This is a genomic window from Pseudomonas sp. MF5691, from assembly GCF_016405645.1.
GTDB lineage: Bacteria > Pseudomonadota > Gammaproteobacteria > Pseudomonadales > Pseudomonadaceae > Aquipseudomonas > Aquipseudomonas shahriarae.
In genome coordinates this window covers 71502-91389 of the sequence record NZ_JAEKDC010000004.1, presented here as the reverse complement: position 1 = coordinate 91389, position 19888 = coordinate 71502, and the positions used below count along the sequence as shown (strand labels likewise).

The following is a 19888-nucleotide window of genomic DNA, read 5'->3' as shown; positions in this document are numbered from 1 at the left end:
CTGAATCCCAGGCAATAAAAAGCCGATCCAAAAATGGATCGGCTTGATAACAACCCCGAAGGATTATTACTTGCGGCTAGCTTTTTCAAGCATACGCAGAGCGCGCTCGTTAGCTTCGTCAGCAGTCTGTTGTGCTTTTTGAGCAGCAGCCAGAGCTTCATCAGCTTTACGGTAGGCTTCGTCTGCACGGGCCTGGGAGCGAGCTGCTGCGTCTTCAGTTGCAGTCAGACGAGCTTCGGTTTCTTTGGAGACGCTGCTGCAACCGGTAGCCAGAACTGCGGCCAGAGCCAGAGCAGAGAATTTCAGAACGTTGTTCATCGTGTTCCCCTTCAAGGACTTTCTATTTAATGGCTACTATCTCAGAGTGAGCTAATAGCCGGCGTACATACTACCCATTACTTGTAGTAAGTAAACTGACGTAGCGCAAGAAGCAAAAAAAATTCTTGTGCCGAATCTATTTTGGCTAATCTTTAGCGAGTTTGTATAAAAAATATCCAGTTTTTGCTGCGCAGGCAAACATTGGATCCAGGCTGAAAGCACCGCCTGGCAAGTGTTAAACGTTGTAAGCCGATGTCAATTTATATATCTGCGCAAATACTATTGTTCAGATTGCCCGGGCGCTGACGGGCATCTTTCGCGCATGTAGAGGTGACTTTAAAAGCGTCGGTTCGTCTCAAGCTTCAACTGCCGGCAATGTTCAGGCTATCGACCATCGGATGTTCGATCAGCCCTTTCTATGTCCGCCAGCCTGATGGATGACGAGCGTCCCTTGAGCAATGACAGGATTGGTGCCTACTATTCCTTGGTGCGGGGCGTGAGTGCTGTAGGGCTTTTTTCGTTGTCGAAACCGGCACGGGGTGGCGTAGATGTTCCTTCGCCGGAAAAACATCGGTAAGGTAGGGGTCAGAAACCAAGACCCGCGAGGAGTAGTGATGAGCGAGGCGTTGTCCATCCACCATGACCAGGCTGGTCATCAGTTCGAGACCAATGTGGACGGTCATCGTGCCTATCTGACCTACATGGACCTGGGGAAACAGACCCTGGATATCTACCGCACGTTTGTGCCCAATGCCCTGCGTGGGCGCGGCATTGCTGCTGCGCTGACCGAAGAGGCGCTGCAATACGCCGAGAGCATGGGTTATACGGTGATCCCGTCCTGTTCCTATGTGGAGCGCTACATGGAGCGCCACCAGCGCCATGCCGCGAAGCTGTGAAAGCAAATATGTGCACATAAAAAAACGCCGGGCTTAGCCCGGCGTTTTTGTGTGCGTCAGGTACGTTTGCGCTTGGGCAATACGTCCTTGAGCTTGGCGTGCATGCTGCGCAGGGTGGTCTCGGTGGCAGACCAGTCGATGCAGGCATCGGTGATCGACACGCCGTATTGCAGGTCGGCCAGATCTTTTGGAATCGCCTGGCAACCCCAGTTCAGGTGACTCTCGACCATCAGGCCGATAATCGACTGGTTGCCTTCCAGGATCTGGTTGGCCACGTTCTCCATCACCAGCGGTTGCAGTGCCGGATCTTTATTGGAATTGGCGTGACTGCAATCAACCATGATGTTTGGCTTGATCTTCGCCTTGGTCAGCGCCTGTTCGCACAAGGCCACGCTGACCGAATCGTAGTTGGGCTTGCCATTACCGCCACGCAGTACTACGTGGCCATAGGCGTTGCCCTTGGTGGTGACGATGGACACGCCACCTTCCTGGTTGATCCCCAGGAAACGATGCGGGCTGGAAACCGATTGCAAGGCGTTGATCGCCACGGTCAGGCCGCCATCGGTACCGTTCTTGAAACCCACGGCCGAGGACAGGCCGGAGGCCATTTCGCGGTGGGTTTGCGATTCGGTGGTACGTGCACCGATCGCCGACCAGCTGATCAGGTCTTGCAAGTACTGCGGGGAAATCGGGTCCAGGGCTTCGGTGGCCGTGGGCAGGCCCATTTCAGCCAGGTCCAGCAGCAACTTGCGGCCGATATGCAAGCCGTCCTGAATCTTGAACGAGTCGTCCAGGTACGGATCGTTGATCAGGCCTTTCCAGCCGACGGTAGTACGCGGCTTCTCGAAATACACGCGCATCACTAGGTACAGGGTGTCGGACACTTCCGCAGCCAGCACCTTGAGGCGTTCGGCGTACTCATGGGCAGCCTTGAGGTCGTGGATCGAGCAAGGGCCGATCACCACGAACAGGCGGTGGTCAGTGCCGTCGAGGATGTCACGAATGACTTCGCGGCCCTTGGTGACAGTCTGCAGGGCAGCGTCGCTCAAAGGGATTTCGCGCTTGAGCTGATCGGGCGTGATCAGGGTCTCGTTGGATTCGACGTTTAGGTCGTTGATCGGTAAATCAGCCATCGTGTTACTCGTCAGGGTCACGGGTGCCGGCCGCCAGCGAACCCCGTGCGGCGGAGCACAGCATGATTTAAATGCAGCGGGGAGCCGAACCTTAGCGCGTACAAGCCTGCTCGACAATGGGCAATTGCGCGTGTTGTCGTGTGGCCTGATAGTGTGTTGCCTGGTTAAAGGTGGTGGTGCGGATCGAGTGAAAGCGTTTGAATTGACGGATTTGGATATCGACCAGCAGTTGCTGGCGCTGCCTGGTGCTTCGCTGCTGGTGTTTACCAGTGTCGGCTGTTCCAGTTGCCGTTGGGCGCGCCAGCAGCTACCCGGCTGGAATCTGCCGGTGGCGCGCATCTGCTGGGTCGACGCTGGGCACAATGGCGGCGCGGTTGCGCGCTACGGGATCTTTCATTTGCCGGCTTTATTTGTAGTGTGCGAGGGTCAACTCCACGGCGCACTACAGGTGGGCCTGAACCCGAGTGACCTCAGCGACGCTATAAATGAGGCGCTCCAACAAGAACCAGAGGAGTTGCCATGACGAGTGCAGTTGAACCTGGGCCGCGCATCGGGATTATCGGCACCGGTGCCATCGGTGGTTTTTACGGGTTGATGCTGGCGCGTGCCGGTTTTGACGTGCATTTCCTGTTGCGCAGCGAATATGCGGCGGTGAGCGAACGTGGCTTGCAACTCAATAGTTCGGTGCATGGGGCCTTGAGCCTGCACCCGGTCCAGGCCTATGCCAATGCGGCCGACATGCCGCCTTGCGACTGGCTGCTGGTGGGCACCAAAACCACCGGCAACGTTGAGCTGGCACCGACCATTGCCCAGGTGGCGGCGCCGGATGCCAAAGTCGTGCTGTTGCAAAATGGCCTGGGTGTCGAGGACGGCCTGCGCGAACATTTGCCTGAGTCCCTGCATTTGCTCGGCGGGCTTTGTTATATCTGCGTACACCGTTCCGGGCCGGGGATCGTCGAGCACCAGGCCATGGGCCGGGTCAATCTTGGCTATCACAGTGGCAATGCCGCACAGGATGCAGACCGCCGCCAGGCGATTGTGGAGGAGGGCGCCGGGCTGTTCCGCCAGGCCGGGATCGACTCCCAGGCCATGCCTGACCTGGACCAGGCACGCTGGCATAAGCTGGTGTGGAATGTGCCATACAACGGCCTGTCGGTGCTGCTCGGTGCCAATACCTCGGAGTTGATGGCTGACCAATCCAGCCGGGAATTGATCCAGGGCCTGATGGCCGAAGTGGTGCAAGGCGCCCATGCATGCGGCCATGAAATTGCACCTGGCTACGCCGCGCAGATGTTCAACATGACCGAGCGTTTGACGGACTATTGGCCCAGCATGTATCACGATCATCTGCACCAGCGCCCCCTGGAACTGGCTGCGATCTACGCCCGTCCGCTGGCTGCCGCCCAGGCCGCCGGCTGTGAAATGCCGCGGATGCAGGCGCTGTATCAAGCCTTGGGCTTTATTGATCGACGCAACGGCTGAGGAACAGACATGGCCAAAGGCATGAGCGACAAACTGGTACTGGCGATTTCCTCGCGGGCACTGTTCGACCTGGGCGAAAGCCACAAGGTTTATCTGGCCCAGGGCGTCGAGGCGTACCGCAAGTACCAGATCGACCACGAGGAAGAAATCCTTGAACCCGGGGATGCGTTCCCTCTGGTCAAGAAGCTCCTGACCCTCAATGCCAGCCTGGGCCGCGCGCGGGTCGAGGTGGTGCTGGTGTCGCGCAACAGTGCCGATACCGGTTTGCGCGTGTTCAATTCGATCCAGCATTACGGCCTGGATATTTCCCGCGCGGCCTTTGTCGGTGGGCGCAACCCCCACCCTTACCTGGCGGCGTTTGGCTGCCACCTGTTCCTCTCCACCCATGCCGAAGATGTGCGCAGCGCACTGGATGCCGGTTTTGCGGCTGCGACCATTCTGTCTGGCGGCGCCCGCCGGGCTTGCAGTGCCGAATTGCGGATTGCCTTCGATGGCGATGCGGTGCTGTTTTCCGACGAATCCGAGCGCGTCTACCAGAGCGGCGGCCTGGAAGCCTTCCAGGCCAGCGAGCGGCAAGCGGCCCGCGAACCGCTGCGCGGCGGGCCATTCAAAGGGTTCCTGGCCGCCCTCAATCTGTTGCAACGTGAGTTCCCCGATGAGTCCTGCCCGATCCGCACGGCGTTGGTGACGGCGCGTTCGGCCCCGTCCCACGAACGGGTGATCCGTACGTTGCGCGAGTGGGACATCCGCCTGGATGAGTCGCTGTTTCTTGGCGGCCTGGAAAAATCCGCGTTCCTTGAGGCGTTCGCCGCCGACGTGTTTTTTGACGACCAGGCCGGCCATTGCGAGAAAGCCAGGGAGGTTGTGGCCACCGGGCATGTGCCCCATGGCGTGAGCAATGAGCCAAAAGTCCAGGTCCAGAGCTAAGTTCATCGCAGTCGCGGAGGCGCTGCTAAGCTGAAACGATCCCCGCCATCCTGGCAGCCCGGGAGGTTCTATGATTCGGTCGATGTTGTACGCCTCAGACCTGGGTGTTTATGCGCCTTACGTGATGCAGCATGCGCTGGCGATGGCACGCACGTTCAAGGCGGATCTGTATGTGATTCATGTGGTAGAGCCGATCGGGCTGTTCGCAGAGTCGGTGCTTCAAACCTATCTTGATGAACAGGCCTTGAGCGAATGGCAGAGCCAGGGGCTCAATACAGTAATGGCGAACATCGAGCAGCGGGTGCTGGACAGTTTTCGTGAAGAGTTGCAGGACGGCGAGCAGGACTTGCAGGCGATTCGTTCGGTGCGGGTGATCCAGGGGGATCCCGCCCAAGTGATTCTCGACCAGGCGCAGAAACTCTCGGTGGATTTGTTGATCGTAGGGAGTCATAGCCAGGGCGCAGGGATCTCGACGCCACTGGGGCGTACCGCGGCGCGGGTGTTGCAGTTGTCTCAGGTACCGGTCTATCTGGTGCCTTTGCTGCAGCGTCGGCGCAGTGATGATGTGTGATGGGGCGTAAACGATAAAAAGTTCTAGATTTATCAATCCAACCTTTAATATAGTTATATACCGTCGCTGATATCCGTGGCGTCTATCTGCTTTGAGGGACACATATGAAGCTTCAACAATTGCGCTACATCTGGGAAGTGGCGCACCACGACCTCAACGTTTCCGCCACGGCTCAAAGCCTCTACACCTCGCAACCGGGTATCAGTAAACAGATCCGCCTGCTCGAAGACGAATTGGGCGTCGAAGTGTTCGCCCGCAGCGGCAAGCACCTGACCCGCGTCACACCCGCTGGTGAGCGCATCATCACCACGGCCGGTGAGATCCTGCGCAAGGTTGAAAGCATCAAGCAGATCGCCCAGGAATTCTCCAACGAGAAAAAAGGCACCCTGTCGATCGCCACCACCCACACCCAGGCCCGTTACGCGCTGCCGCCGGTGATCAGTTCGTTCATCAAGCAGTACCCGGACGTGGCCTTGCACATGCACCAGGGCTCGCCGATGCAGATCGCGGAAATGGCAGCTGACGGTACTGTCGATTTTGCCATCGCCACCGAAGCCCTGGAGCTGTTCGGCGACCTGGTGATGATGCCGTGCTATCGCTGGAACCGCTGCGTCGTGGTGCCCCAGGGGCACCCATTGGCTAAGCTGCCGAAGCTGACCCTGGAAGCGCTGGCGGAATATCCGATTGTCACCTACGTGTTTGGCTTCACCGGCCGTTCCAAGCTCGACGAAGCCTTCAGTCATCGCGGCCTCACGCCCAAAGTGGTGTTCACCGCGGCTGATGCCGACGTGATCAAGACTTACGTGCGCCTGGGCCTGGGCGTCGGCATCGTGGCCAAGATGGCCGTCGATACCAAGCTCGACAGCGACCTGGTGGTGCTCGATGCCAGTGAACTGTTCGAGTCCAGCGTGACCAAGATCGGCTTCCGTCGCGGCACGTTCCTGCGTGGCTTCATGTGCGATTTCATCGAGAAGTTCGCCCCGCACCTGACCCGTGAAGTCATGGCCAAGGCGATCCAGTGCCATAACAAGCAGGAGCTGGAAGAGCTGTTCGACGGCGTTGAACTGCCGGTTCACTGACCGACCTAGCGGGCCTCGGTCACCACGAACTGTTGCCGGGCGCCCGCTACCAGTATCTCCACCTCATCCCCCTCGAACTTGCCCAGCAGGCTTTTGCCCAGCGGCGAGCGAGGGGTGATGACGGTCACCAACTGCCCCACCACATAGACTTTCAGGCCTGCCGCGTCCGGCGCGAGGAACAGCCATTGCTGGCGGCCGTTGTCATCTTCGAGGCCGAGCAGGGTGCCCACTTCGATACCCCGTTGCTCATCGTAGGGTCGCAGGTTCAGGTTCTGGCACAACACCAGTGATTGCCTTATTTCCTCCACGCGTTTGGCTTGCCCGGCGGCGAGGTAAGACGCTTCCAGGCCCAGGGTGTCGTATTTGTTCTCGGCGATGTTTTCTTCGTGGGTCGCGGTCTCGTAGGCGGTTTGCGCGGCGCGTTGCGCCACATCCAGGTCGGCGGCGAGTTTTTCCAGGATCAACTGGAGGACGGCATGTTTATTCATGGGGGCTTGCGGCTCAATCACAGAATTGCAGGACGTTGGCCCGGCTCTTGTCGCTGGGGGCGTTCTGGTCCTGCTGGAGCCAGAATTGGCATTTGGGGTTGGACAGGTTGCGCGGGTTGGCCCGCGCCTGGTCCAGCGTCTGTTGTTGTTCCTGCTTGTGCAGGTTCTGTTGGTATTGCTCAAACATTTGGTTGGGCGGCTCTGGCGTCACGGTCGGCGGCTTGCCCAGTTGTTGCACGGCCTGGGTGACGGCGGCCACAGGTTGTTCAAGCAGGTAGCGCGAGGCCAGCCAGCCTGTCAGCGCGATGGCGACAAAGCCCAGCCACAGGCCCAGGGCCACGGCAATACTGAGTTTGAACAGCGACATCGGGCGATCGGACATGGCGGCCTCCTGGCGGACAGTTGCGGTGAGCGAGGGATTGTCGCATAGCCAGCGTGCAGAATAATCGCGATCAACCCTTCTGCATGACGGCATTTATGCGGACAATCGAGCCTTTGAATGATGGAGCCCGGAATGAAAGCCCGCTGGGATATTTTTTGCAGCGTCGTCGACAACTACGGCGACATCGGCGTGACCTGGCGCCTGGCCCGGCAATTGGCAGCAGAACACGCCTGCGTGGTGCGCCTATGGGTCGATGACTTGCGGGCGTTCGAGCGCATGTGCCCAGAGGTGGATGTGCAGTTGGACCAGCAGTGGCAAGAGGGCGTCGACGTACGTCACTGGTCACAGGACTGGGCGCCTACGCCAGCGGCTGATGTGGTGATTGCCGCATTTGCCTGCCAATTGCCCCATGACTATATGGAGGCCATGGCGGGGTGCGAGCACTCGCCACTGTGGATGAACCTCGACTATTTAAGCGCCGAGGAATGGGTCGTTGGTTGCCACGGCCTGCCGTCGGTGAAGTTCAAGGGTGTGCAAAAGTATTTCTTCTTTCCGGGATTTCGCCCTGGCACGGGGGGCTTGCTGCGTGAGGCCGGGCTGATCGAGCGGCGCCAAGCCTTTCAGCGTGATTTGCAGGGCCGGCAAAAATTCCTGCAAGGGCTGGGCGTCTTTCCCGCAAAGGGCGCGCGGTTGATGTCGCTGTTTGCCTATGAAAACGCCGGGCTGGCCAGTTGGCTAGACGTGTTGGCGGCTGATGGGCAAGCCACTCATCTGTTGGTGCCGGAAGGGCGCATTCTTGGCGACGTGCAGCGCTGGTTGGGTGTGGAGGCGTTGGCCGCAGGGGATATTCACCTGCGCGGGACGCTGACGGTACAGGTGCTGGCGTTCGTGCGGCAGGAACAATACGACCGCCTGCTGTGGTGCTGCGACTTCAATGCCGTGCGCGGCGAAGACTCCTTTGTGCGTGCGCAATGGGCTGGGCGCCCGTTGCTATGGCACATCTACCGCCAGGACGAAGATATCCACCTGGACAAGCTCGATGCCTTCCTCGCGCTCTATACCCAGGCCCTGTCGGCACCCGCAAAAGCCGCGCTGATCGCCCTATGGCAAGCCTGGAACACCGACAGCGATATGGCCTCAAGCTGGAAAATCCTGCTGGGGCATTGGCCGGAACTGACCGAGCACGCCGAAAAATGGTGTCTGGAACAGGCCTTGCAGGCTGATCTTGCGACGGCGCTGGTACAGTTTTATGAAAATTGGATATGATACGCGACCTTGATTTTTGTAAATCCCATCCAAATTTCGGATATTCGTAATGAAAACTGGTAAAGAACTGAAACCCGGTACCGTGATCCGTATCGACAACGACCCTTGGTTGGTTCAGAAAGCTGAGTTCACCAAGTCTGGTCGTAACAGCGCAATCATGAAGACCAAGCTGAAGAACCTGCTGACCGGTTACAAGACCGAAACCGTATACAGCGCCGATGACAAGCTGGACGACGTAATCCTCGACCGTAAAGAAGCGACCCTGTCCTTCATCAGCGGCGACACCTACACGTTCATGGACACCACCGACTACACCATGTACGAGCTGAACGCTGAAGACATCGAAGCCGTTCTGCCATTTATCGAAGAAGGCATGACCGACGTCTGCGAAGCGATTTTCTTCGAAGAGCGCCTGGTTTCCGTAGAGCTGCCGACCACCATCGTGCGTAAGGTTGCCTACACCGAAGGTTCCGCTCGCGGCGACACTTCGGGCAAAGTGATGAAGCCGGCGAAGCTGGCTAACGGTACCGAACTGCAAGTGGCTGATTTCATCGAAATCGACGACCTGATCGAGATCGACACCCGTGAAGGTGGTTCGTACAAAGGTCGCGCCAAGAAGTAATTCTGGCGTTACTGATAAAAAACCCGACCAAGAGTCGGGTTTTTTTATGCCTGGTGACCAGTCACACCGTGATATGCAAACGCACATCGACGTTGCCACGGGTGGCATTGGAGTAAGGGCAGACCTGATGTGCGGCATCCACCAGGCTTTGCGCCTCATCTTGTTCCAGGCCTGGCAGGGACACGTGAAGGTCGATGTCCAGGCCAAAACCACCGGGGATCTGGCCGATGCCCACGTGGGCGGTGATCGAGGCGTCATCGGGGATTTTGCGTTTGCTCTGGCTGGCGACGAATTTCAGGGCGCCGATAAAGCAGGCCGAATAGCCAGCGGCGAACAGTTGCTCGGGGTTGGTGGCCTGGCCGCCAGCGCCGCCCAACTCTTTGGGTGTAGAAAGTTTGACGTCGAGGATGTTGTCGCTGGAAACGGCACGACCATCACGGCCGCCAGTGGCGGTGGCTACAGCGGTATACAGAGTTTGCATGGGAGATTCCTCGCGGTTTTGTTTGCGCTAAAAGTTTGCGCGCTAAGTAAGTGGTGAGGTGAATGTATCGCGCAAATGTTTAGTGCGCAATATAAATTTCCAAGCTAATCCCAATCCCTATAGGAGCCGGCTTGCCGGCTCCTATAGGGGGGATGTTCGGTCGAAAACAGTGTGAGGGTCAGACGCTACCCTGCAGGTTCCTGCGCAATTCCAGCAAATCCGCCTGCAGCTTTTGCAGTTGCTCCATCTGCATACCGCTGGCGCCGAGAATGCATTGGGGGATATCCATGGCCTTGTCCCGCAGCGCTCGGCCGGTTGCGGTCAGCTCTACGACGACTACGCGCTCATCGTTGCGGCTACGGGTGCGACTCAGCAGGCCCTCGGCTTCCAGGCGTTTGAGCAGCGGTGTCAGTGAGCCGGGATCGGTCAGCAGGCGGCTACTGATTTCGCCTACGGTCAAACCATCTTCTTCCCACAACACCATCATCGCCAAATACTGTGGGTAGGTCAGGCCAATGGCTTGCAGCAGGGGTTTGTAGACCTTGGTCATCAACAACGATGTGGAGTGCAAGGCAAAACACAGTTGGTTGTTGAGGAGCAGGGAATCGCAAGTGTCGGTCATGGCAGTGCCTTAAAACGTATTTGCTCTGGAATCTAGCGGCCAAACCTTTAACGCGCCAGATAATTCTGTGGCAGCGGTCAGCCCCAGCCGCTTTGTAACGCCAGATCCCACGGTGGAACAGGGCTGAAACGGCTCTTAAGATACTCCAGCAGCAGGCGGCTGCGGGCGTTGGCCTGCTGTTCCAGGCGCAGGGCGTAGATGCCAGCGGTTTCTGCCGTAGGCAGGCCGTTTTCGCAGAACAGCGGCACCAGTTCACCGCGCACCAGATACTCGCTGGCCAGCCAGGTGGGCAGGTGTGCGATGCCCAGCCCGGCCAGGGCGCCGGATAGCAGGGCTTCGGCATTGTTGGCGCTCATGCGGATGCGCTGCGGACGGTAGGTGTTCTTGCGGCCATCGAGTTCAAAGCGCCAGGCGAACATTGGCGCCAAGCCTTCCCAGTCCAGGCCATCGTGCTCGTTGAGCTGGCTGGGATGGGTCGGAGTGCCGCGGTTCTTCAGGTAGGCCGGGCTGGCGCAGGCGATGCGCACGATGCTGGCCAGCGGCGTGGCGATCAGCCGTGTATCGACGATATGCCCCGCGCGCAGCACCAGATCAACCTTGCCCAAGTGCTCGCCCTGCATGTCGACAAAGCTGTCGATCAGGTGCAGGTGCACATCCAGCCCCGGGTAGACCGTCAGAAAGTCTGCGATTGCGGGCGCCAGGTGCCGACGCCCAAACGCGGCGGGTGCATCCACGCGAATCAGGCCTTCGGGCGCATGGCTCAAGGACACGGCCTCGGCTCGGGCCAGTTGCAGCTCCCGGACAATCCGCCGTGCACGCTCGGCAAACGCCGTGCCTGCCGGCGTGGGGAGCACCGCATGGGTACTGCGCAGGAAGAGCCGGCTACCGACGGCACTTTCCAGGCTGTCGATCCGGCGGGCCACGGCGGAAGGCGTGAGGGGGTGGCGGCGCGCGGCAGCAGAAAAACTGCCTGCCTCCAACACATCGAGGAACAGGCCCAGTTGATCAGTCAAGGTGGTGGGGTTCATGGGGGCTCGCTTGTGCGGATTTGGCATAGCCATTGTGCGTTGCTGTGCGTTTCCATGCCAGAGGGGACTGCGTAGCATGCAGGGCTTGATACGGTGGGGGTGTAGTTGTGGTGGATATGGCGATGTATGTGGTGCTGGGCGTAGCCTTGGGTACCGTTGGTGGTCTGTTTGGCATCGGCGGCGGGCTGATCGCGATCCCGGTGCTGGGCGTGCTGTTCGGCCTGGATCAGCAAATCGCCCAAGGGACTGCGTTGGTGATGGTCGTGCCCAATGTGATGCTGGCGTTGTGGCGTTATCACCAGCGCAATCGGATCGAGCTGCGTCATGCCTTGCCACTGGGGCTCATGGGCTTTTGTTTTGCCTGGTTGGGGTCGATCTGGGCGGTGGGGATCGATGCGGGGATCATGCGTATTGGCTTTATTGCGTTTCTGGTGGCGCTGTCGGCATACAACCTGTTGCGCATGGTCACCAGCAATGCGCCACCGTCACCGCAGATGCGCTATTCCTGGCCGTGGCTCGGGGTGTTGGGGGCGGTGTCCGGCTCCATGGGCGGGTTGTTCGGCGTCGGTGGTGCGGTGGTTGCAACCCCGGTGTTGACCAGTATTTTCGGCACCACCCAAGTGGTCGCCCAAGGCTTGTCCCTGGCGCTGGCTTTGCCCAGTACCAGCGTCACCCTGGTGACCTATGCCTGGCATCAGGAAGTGGATTGGCTGATCGGCGTGCCCCTCGCCGTTGGTGGGCTGCTCAGCATCAGTTGGGGGGTGAAGATCGCCCACGCATTGCCGGAGCGATTGCTGCGCGGGTTGTTCTGCGGCTTCCTGGTGGTGTGCGCGGTGATGTTGACCTTTAAGGTCTGAAGCCCTCAACAATGTACTGCGCCAGGCATTCGGTGATCGGGGAGGCCATGGCGGGATTGCGCAACAGTCGCAAATTGACCATCGGCAGCGTGCCGAAGCCCTCGTCGCTGCCGAGTATGCGCAGATCGTCGGTGACCAGGCTTTCCATCATCACCATCGCGGCCAGGCCTGCACCGACTACCGCCTGAATCGCTGCGCCATTGGAGCTGTGATAGGCCAGGCGATACGGACGCCCCGCGGCATCCAGCGCCGCGGTGGCCCAGTGCGTGCAATAACTGTTCATGCCGGAAATTGCCAGGGGCAGGACTTCATGTTCGTCCACGCAGAAGCAGTGGGAGGCCACCCAGACCATGCGTTCGGTGCGCAGCAGTTCACCAACTTCGCTCCCCGGTTCGCGACTGATAACGGTCAATGCCAGGTCACGTCGCTGCATCAGCACTGGCGTGCCTTCGCAGTGCATCTCGATCTGGATCAGCGGGTACGCCTTGGAGAACCGCTGGAGAATGCCGGGCAGGTAGCGCATCACGTAGTCGTCCGGCGTACCGATGCGCACCAGCCCGACCATGTGCGGTTCACGCAAGGTATTGAACACCTCGCTGTGCAGCTTCAGGATGCGCCGCGCATACCCCAGCAGCACCTGGCCTTCGGGCGTGAGCTTGACCTGTCGGCCGTCACGCTCGAACAGCTTGCGTTGCAGCACGTCCTCTTCCAGGCGCTTCATCTGCATGCTTACCGCTGACTGAGTGCGATTGATCTGCTCGCCAGCCCGAGTAAAACCACCCAGGTCGGCAATGGCGACGAAGGTGCGCAGCACTTCGGTATCGATACTGGGGTAGTTGGGCAATTGATCAATCCCTGAGATGTATTTCATAAAAAACATTCGTTGGATTGATGTTAGCGCCAGGCACAGACTTTAGTCATCCCCAGTGGAGGGCGAGATGATGAAAGGTCGAATCGATCATGGGTTACTGGCGAAGCGCCGCTTTGCTGGGCTGTTTCAAAGGGTTTCGCGTTGGTACGCCCTGCAGTGCGAGCGGCAGTTGCTGGCAGAGTTGAGTGATGAATCCCTCAAGGATATCGGCTTGACCCGCAGGGATGTCGAGCATGAGCGCCACCGGCATTCCTGGAACGATCCTTTGGGTAAATGACGGCTTCGCGCTACAGTCTGTGGGCCAAATCAGGAGATGCACATGCCCGCAGATCTGAGTTTCTCCCTTAAGCAGGCGCGTCGCATGGCGTTGGCGGCCCAGGGCTTTTCCGGGCGCCAACCGCCTGTGCAGGTCAAGGCTGTGCAGGTCAATCGCTTGATCGAGCGCCTGGGGGTGTTGCAGATCGACTCGGTCAATGCCGTGGTGCGTTCCCACTATCTGCCGCTGTTTTCCCGCCTGGGCAATTATTCGCCGCTGCTGCTGGAACAGGCCGCCTGGAGTCAGGGGCGGCGGCGCACGTTGTTTGAATATTGGGGGCATGAGGCCTCGCTGCTGCCCATGGCCCTGTATCCGCTGATGCGCTGGCGTATGCAACGTGCGTCCGAGGGGCTGGGGATCTATCAGCAGATGGCGCGTTTTGGACGCGAGCAACAGGCCACCATCCACCGGGTATTGGCCATCGTCGAGCAGCAAGGCGCGCTGGGGGCTGGCAGCCTGTCGACCCGTCAGGAACGCGCCGGGCCCTGGTGGGACTGGAGTGACGAGAAGCAGGCGCTGGAGTGGTTGTTCGCTGCCGGCCTGGTGACGGTGGCCGGGCGCCGTGGTTTCGAGCGGTTGTACGACTTGCCCGAGCGAGTCATTGCCCCGGCGATTCTGCAACAGGCGCCCTTGAGTGAGCACAGTGCCCAACGTGGGTTGCTGCTGCATGCCGCGACGGCGTTGGGCGTGGGGACGGAAAAGGACCTGCGTGATTATTTTCGCCTTGAGCCAGCAGACAGTCGCGGGCGCCTTGCCGAGCTGGTCGAGGATGGGCAATTGCAGGCCTGCCAGGTCCAGGGGTGGAAACAGCCGGCGTACTGCCTGCCCGAGCCAAGCGTCCCGCGCAAAGTCACGGCCAGCGCCTTGCTGTCGCCCTTTGATTCACTGATCTGGGAGCGTAGCCGTACCGAGCGGCTGTTCGAATTCCGTTATCGGTTGGAGATCTACACCCCGCAGGACAAAAGGGTGTACGGCTATTACGTGCTGCCATTCCTGCACAACGAACGGATTGCGGCGCGCTTGGATTTACGGGCCGAGCGCGCCAACGGGCGGCTGGCGGTCCATGCGGTGCACGAAGAAGAGCCGGGGTTGGACGAGGCGGGGATGTTGGCGTTGGCGTTGAATTTGCAGCAGATGGCTGATTGGCTGGGGTTGGAACAGGTGCAGATCAACTGTCAGCGGCCCAGTGCGGCCCGGTTGCGGGTGGCGATGCTGGCAATGGAGGCGGGCAGGTAGGGCCGCTGTGGCAAGCCCGCTCGCCACAGCGGGCCTCGCGGTCCTAGCGTTTAACCTGCTTCAGTGTCTCGGCAATCAGGAACGCCAGCTCCAGCGACTGATCGGCATTCATCCGCGGGTCGCAGTGGGTGTGGTAGCGGTCCGACAAGCCATCTTCGGTAATCGGTCGCGCACCACCAATGCACTCGGTGACATTTTGCCCGGTCATTTCGATATGAATCCCGCCGGCGTATGTACCTTCGGCTTCATGGACCTGGAAGAATTCCTTCACTTCGCTGAGGATCTGCGCGAAGTCCCGGGTCTTGTAGCCACTGCTGGCCTTGATGGTGTTGCCATGCATCGGGTCGCTGCTCCACAGCACCTGCTTGCCTTCGCGCTGCACGGCACGGATCAGGTTGGGCAGGTGATCGCCGACCTTGCTGGCGCCCATGCGCGCGATCAGGTTCAGGCGGCCGGGGTCGTTGTCCGGGTTGAGGATATCGATCAAGCGAATCAGGTCGTCGGGGCTCATGCTCGGGCCGACCTTGACCCCGATCGGGTTGTTCACCCCGCGCAGGAACTCGACGTGTGCGCCATCGAGCTGGCGCGTGCGGTCGCCGATCCACAGCATGTGGGCCGAGCAGTCGTAGTAATCATTGGTCAGGCTGTCGCGGCGCACGAAGGCTTGCTCGTAGTTGAGCAGCAGCGCTTCGTGGGCGGTGAAGAAGCTGGTCTCGCGCAATTGTGGCGAGGTGTCCATGCCGCAGGCGCGCATGAAGGCCAGGGTCTCGTCGATGCGATCCGCCAGTTGGCTGTACTTGTCGGCCAGGGCGGAGTTGGCGATAAAGTCCAGGTTCCACTTATGCACCTGATGCAGGTCGGCAAAACCGCCCTGGGCGAAGGCCCGCAGCAGGTTCAGGGTGGCGGTGGACTGGTGGTAGGACTGCAACAGGCGGTCGGGGTCCGGGACGCGGCTTTTCTCGTCGAAACCGATGCCATTGACGATATCGCCACGGTAAGCGGGCAGGGTGATGCCGTCGATGGTTTCATCGTTGGCCGAGCGCGGCTTGGCGAACTGGCCAGCCATGCGCCCGACTTTGACCACCGGGCAGCCAGCGGCGAAGGTCATGACAATGGCCATTTGCAGCAACACTTTAAACGTGTCACGAATCTTTGCGGCGGAGAACTCGGCAAAGCTCTCGGCGCAGTCGCCACCTTGCAGCAGGAACGCGCGACCCTGGGTCACCTCGGCAAACTGGCGGCGCAGCTCCCGGGCTTCGCCGGCGAAGACCAGTGGCGGGTAACTGGCCAGGCTCTGCTCGACCTGCAGCAAATGTGCGGCGTCGGGGTAGCGGGGTTGTTGCTGGATCGGCAGGGCGCGCCAGCTGTCGGGGCTCCAAGGTTGGCTCATCGTGAACTCGAATGAATGTCGGGAGTGTGCATGTTATCAGCAATTAGTACGTGACCTGCTGGCGCTGCTTGGCCGACAATCGCGCCTTTCCCGCTTGCTACCAGGCGGCTTGAACCCGTGCCCGGGCCCGTTAGGAGATGAAATGACTGAGGAGCGCGTCGAGCGCCTGTTGGCTGAGGTCCATGATGACTTCGGCATGATTCGCGTGCTGGAAGTGGCTGACTACCGCTTTCTCGAGTTTGGCGATGCCATCGAGCAGAGCTGTGTGTTCACCGCCGACCCCAGCTGGCTCGAGTACGACTACACCCGCGCCATGTTGATTGGCGCCTTGTGCCATGAGCAGCCCGAAAGCGCGCTGTTTCTCGGCCTGGGGGCCGGGACGCTGACCCAGGCGTGCCTCAAGTTCCTGCCCCTGGAGGATGTCGAGGCCATTGAGCTGCGTCCGGACGTGCCGCGCCTGGCTATCGAGTATCTAGGGTTGGATGATGACCCGCGGTTGTACATCCGCGTGGGCGATGCGTTGGAATTGCTGGAGACGGCAGAGCCGGCAGACCTGATTTTCGTCGACCTGTATACCGATGTGGGGCCTGGGGTTGGCCACCTGGCCTGGACCTTCCTGGAAAACTGCCAGAAGAAACTCAACCCCGGCGGCTGGCTGGTGATCAACCAGTGGGCGACCGATGATGGCAAGCCGCTAGGTGCTGCGCTGTTGCGCGGGCTTTATCATCGACACTATTGGGAGCTGCCGGTGAAGGAGGGCAATGTGATCCTCATCGTGCCGGCGGACCTGGACCAGACGCTAAACCTGGCGGCGGTTTCTGCGCGGGCCGAGGCGCTGGCGCCGCGCCTGGGGTATTCGTTGCAGGCGTTGATCAAGGCTGTTCGGCCGGCGACGTAGGTGTCTGTACTGGCCCATCGCGGGCAAGTCGAATCGTCGCACCGCCGCTCCCACAGGTGTATGCGGTCAAATGTGGGAGCGGGCTTGCCTGCGATGAGGTCATCACTGACTGCTTACAAACCTTTGAACACCCCCGGCCGCTTCTCCAGCATCGCTCGCACTCCTTCCTTGGCATCCTCGCTGTTAAGCAGTTTTTCGACCAGCACCGGCAACCCGGCCGCCGCCGCAGTCTCGCCTTCATCCCGCGCCTGGCGTGCCGATGTCAAAGTCGCCTGCACGCCCAGCGGCGCCTGGCTGGCGATCCGGCTGGCCAGGGCCAGCGCCCGCGGCAGCAGGTCTTCGCTGGCCATGACCTCCTGCACCAGCCCCAGGCGCAGGGCCTCATGGGCATCGAACTCATCGCCAGTCAGTAGCCAGCGCATGGCATTGCCCCAGCCGGCGATCTGGTGCAGGCGCAAGGTGGCGCCACCAAAAGGGAAGATCCCACGCTGGACTTCCATCTGCGCAAAGCGCGTATTGCTGGCACACAGGTTGATATCTGCCGCGAGCATCAATTCGATACCGATGGTCAGGCAATAGCCCTGTGCGGCAACGATCACCGGCTTGCTGACCCTGGGCCCGGCGAACACGCCCCACGGGTCGCAACCTCCCAGCGGCGGCTGCCAGCCTTGGGCCATGGTGTGGGCGACGTTGATCAGGTCCAGCCCGGCGGTGAAATGCTCGCCATGCCCGAACACCACGGCCACCCGCGCTTCTTCATTACGATCGAATTCGCCATAGGCCAGGCTCAGTTCGTTGAGCAGATCGAGGTCAAAGGCGTTGCGCTTGGCTACCCGATCGAGCCCCAGCAGCAGGACATGCCCTTGTAGTTCACGGCTGACGCGGCTGCTACTGGCTTGACTCATGGGGGCATCCTCGGGCGCGAAAGGCAGTTTCGGACCGAAGGGCCCACTGCAAAAGGTGAAGCGTTTAAGCGCAATGACCAACGGGGCCGGGCCTTTGAAAAATAGACGTTCCTGCGAAGATGCGCAAAGCCAGTGACACAGAGCAGTGGAATGGCCTTTTCCGATAAAAAAAGCTCCCTTTTTCAGGGATTTCCGGTATAGTGCGCGCCGGCCTTTAACCGGGCCGCGTTTAGGTAGCGCAATTCCCCGAAGTCAGCTTCGGCTGCACGTCCGCACAGCGGACTCTCCCTTGACGAATCTTTTTCATTCATTCGTTTTCGCAAATCCCCGCCGACAAAGCAGCCAGGGCGACTCTTGAGTCTCAACACGGCATGCGCAGCTTTGGAGCATGGGTCTTTGCGGATGCACTTAGAGGCAGACCCATGACCCAGGAAACCGGCGGCTTCGCCGCTTTTAATCTTAACCCGAACATTCTTGCTGCCGTCATTGCGACCGGCTACGAAGAACCTTCGGCTATTCAGCAGCAATCGATCCCGATCATCATGGCCGGCCAAGACATGATTGGCCAGGCGCAAACCGGTACCGGTAAAACCGCCGCGTTCGCCCTGCCAATCCTGCACTGCATCGATCCTGCCAAGCGCGAGCCGCAAGCCCTGATCCTGGCGCCAACCCGTGAGTTGGCGCTGCAAGTAGCAACCGCTTTCGAAACCTACGCCAAGCAAATGCCGGGCGTTACCGTTGTGGCCGTTTACGGCGGCGCGCCTATGGGCCCACAACTGAAAGCAATCCGTAATGGCGCACAGATTGTTGTCGCCACGCCGGGCCGTCTGTGCGACCACCTGCGTCGTGACGAAAAAGTCCTGTCGACCGTGAACCACCTGGTTCTCGACGAAGCTGACGAAATGTTGAAGCTGGGCTTTATGGATGACCTGGAAGTCATCTTCAAGGCGCTGCCACCGACCCGTCAGACCGTACTGTTCTCGGCTACCCTGCCACAGTCGATCCGTGCCATTGCCGAACGCCATCTGCGCGATCCGCAACACGTGAAGATCCAGACCAAGACCCAGACCGTTACCGCGATCGAACAGGCTCACCTGTTGGTTCACGCTGACCAGAAGACCTCGGCTGTATTGAGCCTGCTGGAAGTCGAAGATTTCGACGCCCTGATCATGTTCGTGCGCACCAAGCAAGCGACCCTGGACCTGGCCAGTGCCCTGGAAGCCAAAGGCTACAAAGCCGCTGCGCTGAACGGTGACATTGCCCAGAACCAACGTGAGCGCGTCATCGACTCCCTCAAGGATGGCCGTCTGGACATCGTTGTGGCGACCGACGTAGCTGCCCGTGGTCTCGACGTTCCACGTATCACCCACGTGTTCAACGTTGACATGCCGTACGACCCAGAGTCCTACGTTCACCGTATCGGCCGTACCGGCCGTGCCGGTCGCGAAGGTCGTGCACTGCTGCTGGTGACTCCGCGTGAGCGCCGCATGCTGCAAGTGATCGAGCGTGTAACCGGTCAGAAAGTTGCCGAAGTCCGCCTGCCGGATGCCCAGGCCGTTCTCGATGCCCGCATCAAGAAACTGACCAACAGCCTGTCGCCGCTGGTGGCTGACGCTGAATCGACCCACGGCGACCTGCTGGACCGCCTGACCGCCGATATCGGTTGCACCCCACGCGCCCTGGCTGCAGCCCTGCTGCGCAAGGCTACCAACGGTCAGGCCCTGACCCTGGCGGCGATCGAGAAAGAACGTCCACTGGTGCCGAACAACGCCCCGCGCGGTGATCGTCCAGAGCGTACTGGCGACCGTCCGGACCGTGGTGATCGTGAGCGTCGTGCGCCGGTTCCATTGGCCGAAGGCCGTGCTCGCTGCCGTACCGCGCTGGGTGCGCGTGATGGCATCGCTGCCAAGAACCTGCTGGGCGCTATCCTCAACGAGGGTGGCCTGGCACGTGAAGCGATCGGTCGCATCCAGGTGCGTGACAGCTTCTCTCTGGTAGAACTGCCGGAAGATGGCCTGGAGAAGTTGCTGGCCAAGCTGAAAGACACCCGCGTTGCCGGCAAGCAGCTCAAGCTGCGTCGCTATCGCGAAGATTGATCAGCCCTCGGGTTGATTGATCGA

At 60.1% G+C, this 19888-nt stretch carries 23 protein-coding genes; 13 read left to right on the top strand and 10 right to left on the bottom strand.

Annotated features, from left to right (window positions below; genetic code table 11):
• Nucleotides 1–66 precede the first annotated feature (66 nt).
• Complete coding sequence (gene oprI / locus JFT44_RS07930; RefSeq protein WP_003172710.1) at nt 67–318, bottom strand: outer membrane lipoprotei OprI; 252 nt, start codon at nt 316–318, stop codon at nt 67–69.
• Nucleotides 319–932: 614 nt separating this feature from the next.
• Between oprI and JFT44_RS07925 the strand changes: the two genes are divergently transcribed.
• A complete protein-coding gene (locus tag JFT44_RS07925) occupies nt 933–1214 on the top strand; it encodes a GNAT family N-acetyltransferase (RefSeq protein WP_029297992.1) in 282 nt (93 codons plus the stop codon).
• A gap of 56 nt (nt 1215–1270) precedes the next feature.
• Here the strand turns inward: JFT44_RS07925 and JFT44_RS07920 are convergent, their stop codons facing one another.
• Nucleotides 1271–2347, bottom strand: a complete 1077-nt coding sequence (locus JFT44_RS07920; protein WP_029297994.1) for a 3-deoxy-7-phosphoheptulonate synthase — start codon at nt 2345–2347, stop codon at nt 1271–1273.
• A gap of 145 nt (nt 2348–2492) precedes the next feature.
• Between JFT44_RS07920 and JFT44_RS07915 the strand changes: the two genes are divergently transcribed.
• The 5 genes from JFT44_RS07915 to cysB all read left to right on the top strand — a co-directional run bounded on the left by JFT44_RS07915 (nt 2493) and on the right by cysB (nt 6406).
• Complete coding sequence (locus tag JFT44_RS07915; protein WP_029297997.1) at nt 2493–2870, top strand: hypothetical protein; 378 nt, start codon at nt 2493–2495, stop codon at nt 2868–2870.
• Complete coding sequence (locus tag JFT44_RS07910; RefSeq protein ID WP_029297999.1) at nt 2867–3829, top strand: putative 2-dehydropantoate 2-reductase; 963 nt, start codon at nt 2867–2869, stop codon at nt 3827–3829. The genes JFT44_RS07915 and JFT44_RS07910 overlap by 4 nt, the downstream gene beginning before the upstream one ends.
• Nucleotides 3830–3838: 9 nt before the next feature.
• Entirely contained in the window at nt 3839–4756 is a 918-nt protein-coding gene (locus JFT44_RS07905; RefSeq protein ID WP_029298003.1) for a 5'-nucleotidase, read from the top strand.
• 70 nt (nt 4757–4826) lie between these two features.
• Nucleotides 4827–5327 (top strand): universal stress protein, encoded by a 501-nt coding sequence (locus JFT44_RS07900; RefSeq protein ID WP_029298005.1) that lies wholly within the window; start codon nt 4827–4829, stop codon nt 5325–5327.
• Between the two features lie 104 nt (nt 5328–5431).
• The gene (gene cysB, locus JFT44_RS07895; RefSeq protein WP_010176165.1) at nt 5432–6406 is read left to right on the top strand and encodes an HTH-type transcriptional regulator CysB; all 975 of its coding nucleotides are present in this window, start codon (nt 5432–5434) and stop codon (nt 6404–6406) included.
• A 5-nt stretch (nt 6407–6411) separates the two neighbouring features.
• On the opposite strand, the gene JFT44_RS07890 is transcribed toward cysB, so the two are convergent.
• Nucleotides 6412–6894 carry a GreA/GreB family elongation factor gene (locus JFT44_RS07890; RefSeq protein ID WP_029298009.1) on the bottom strand — a complete coding sequence of 161 codons (483 nt, stop codon included), beginning with the start codon at nt 6892–6894 and terminating at the stop codon, nt 6412–6414.
• A gap of 13 nt (nt 6895–6907) precedes the next feature.
• Nucleotides 6908–7276, bottom strand: coding sequence for a hypothetical protein (locus JFT44_RS07885; RefSeq protein ID WP_029298013.1), 369 nt, complete (start codon nt 7274–7276; stop codon nt 6908–6910).
• A 132-nt stretch (nt 7277–7408) separates the two neighbouring features.
• Here JFT44_RS07885 and earP point away from each other — a divergent pair, with 132 nt between their 5' ends.
• Nucleotides 7409–8542, top strand: coding sequence for an elongation factor P maturation arginine rhamnosyltransferase EarP (gene earP / locus JFT44_RS07880; protein WP_029298015.1), 1134 nt, complete (start codon nt 7409–7411; stop codon nt 8540–8542).
• Between the two features lie 49 nt (nt 8543–8591).
• Entirely contained in the window at nt 8592–9164 is a 573-nt protein-coding gene (locus JFT44_RS07875; protein WP_029298017.1) for an elongation factor P, read from the top strand.
• 61 nt (nt 9165–9225) lie between these two features.
• Here the strand turns inward: JFT44_RS07875 and JFT44_RS07870 are convergent, their stop codons facing one another.
• The 3 genes from JFT44_RS07870 to JFT44_RS07860 all read right to left on the bottom strand — a co-directional run bounded on the left by JFT44_RS07870 (nt 9226) and on the right by JFT44_RS07860 (nt 11295).
• Nucleotides 9226–9645 (bottom strand): organic hydroperoxide resistance protein, encoded by a 420-nt coding sequence (locus tag JFT44_RS07870; RefSeq protein WP_070995455.1) that lies wholly within the window; start codon nt 9643–9645, stop codon nt 9226–9228.
• Nucleotides 9646–9823: 178 nt separating this feature from the next.
• The gene (locus JFT44_RS07865) at nt 9824–10267 is read right to left on the bottom strand and encodes a MarR family winged helix-turn-helix transcriptional regulator (RefSeq protein WP_029298021.1); all 444 of its coding nucleotides are present in this window, start codon (nt 10265–10267) and stop codon (nt 9824–9826) included.
• A gap of 77 nt (nt 10268–10344) precedes the next feature.
• Nucleotides 10345–11295 (bottom strand): LysR family transcriptional regulator, encoded by a 951-nt coding sequence (locus JFT44_RS07860; protein ID WP_029298022.1) that lies wholly within the window; start codon nt 11293–11295, stop codon nt 10345–10347.
• Between the two features lie 107 nt (nt 11296–11402).
• Here JFT44_RS07860 and JFT44_RS07855 point away from each other — a divergent pair, with 107 nt between their 5' ends.
• Complete coding sequence (locus JFT44_RS07855; protein WP_029298023.1) at nt 11403–12152, top strand: sulfite exporter TauE/SafE family protein; 750 nt, start codon at nt 11403–11405, stop codon at nt 12150–12152.
• Here the strand turns inward: JFT44_RS07855 and JFT44_RS07850 are convergent.
• Nucleotides 12142–13023, bottom strand: a complete 882-nt coding sequence (locus tag JFT44_RS07850; RefSeq protein ID WP_198830507.1) for a LysR family transcriptional regulator — start codon at nt 13021–13023, stop codon at nt 12142–12144. The genes JFT44_RS07855 and JFT44_RS07850 overlap by 11 nt on opposite strands.
• Nucleotides 13024–13090: 67 nt before the next feature.
• Here JFT44_RS07850 and JFT44_RS07845 point away from each other — a divergent pair, with 67 nt between their 5' ends.
• Both JFT44_RS07845 and JFT44_RS07840 read left to right on the top strand, forming a co-directional pair.
• A complete protein-coding gene (locus JFT44_RS07845; RefSeq protein ID WP_071610041.1) occupies nt 13091–13300 on the top strand; it encodes a DUF1127 domain-containing protein in 210 nt (69 codons plus the stop codon).
• 42 nt (nt 13301–13342) lie between these two features.
• Nucleotides 13343–14575, top strand: a complete 1233-nt coding sequence (locus JFT44_RS07840) for a winged helix-turn-helix domain-containing protein (RefSeq protein ID WP_198830506.1) — start codon at nt 13343–13345, stop codon at nt 14573–14575.
• A gap of 43 nt (nt 14576–14618) precedes the next feature.
• On the opposite strand, the gene JFT44_RS07835 is transcribed toward JFT44_RS07840, so the two are convergent.
• Nucleotides 14619–15965 (bottom strand): class II 3-deoxy-7-phosphoheptulonate synthase, encoded by a 1347-nt coding sequence (locus JFT44_RS07835; RefSeq protein ID WP_198830505.1) that lies wholly within the window; start codon nt 15963–15965, stop codon nt 14619–14621.
• Between the two features lie 142 nt (nt 15966–16107).
• On the opposite strand from JFT44_RS07835, the gene JFT44_RS07830 reads away from it, so the two are divergent.
• On the top strand, nt 16108–16863 hold the full coding sequence (locus JFT44_RS07830) for a spermidine synthase (protein ID WP_198830504.1): 756 nt from the start codon (nt 16108–16110) through the stop codon (nt 16861–16863).
• Between the two features lie 113 nt (nt 16864–16976).
• On the opposite strand, the gene JFT44_RS07825 is transcribed toward JFT44_RS07830, so the two are convergent.
• Complete coding sequence (locus tag JFT44_RS07825; RefSeq protein ID WP_198830503.1) at nt 16977–17768, bottom strand: crotonase/enoyl-CoA hydratase family protein; 792 nt, start codon at nt 17766–17768, stop codon at nt 16977–16979.
• Between the two features lie 422 nt (nt 17769–18190).
• On the opposite strand from JFT44_RS07825, the gene JFT44_RS07820 reads away from it, so the two are divergent.
• Nucleotides 18191–19864, top strand: a complete 1674-nt coding sequence (locus JFT44_RS07820; RefSeq protein ID WP_017136163.1) for a DEAD/DEAH box helicase — start codon at nt 18191–18193, stop codon at nt 19862–19864.
• Nucleotides 19865–19888: the final 24 nt, after the last annotated feature.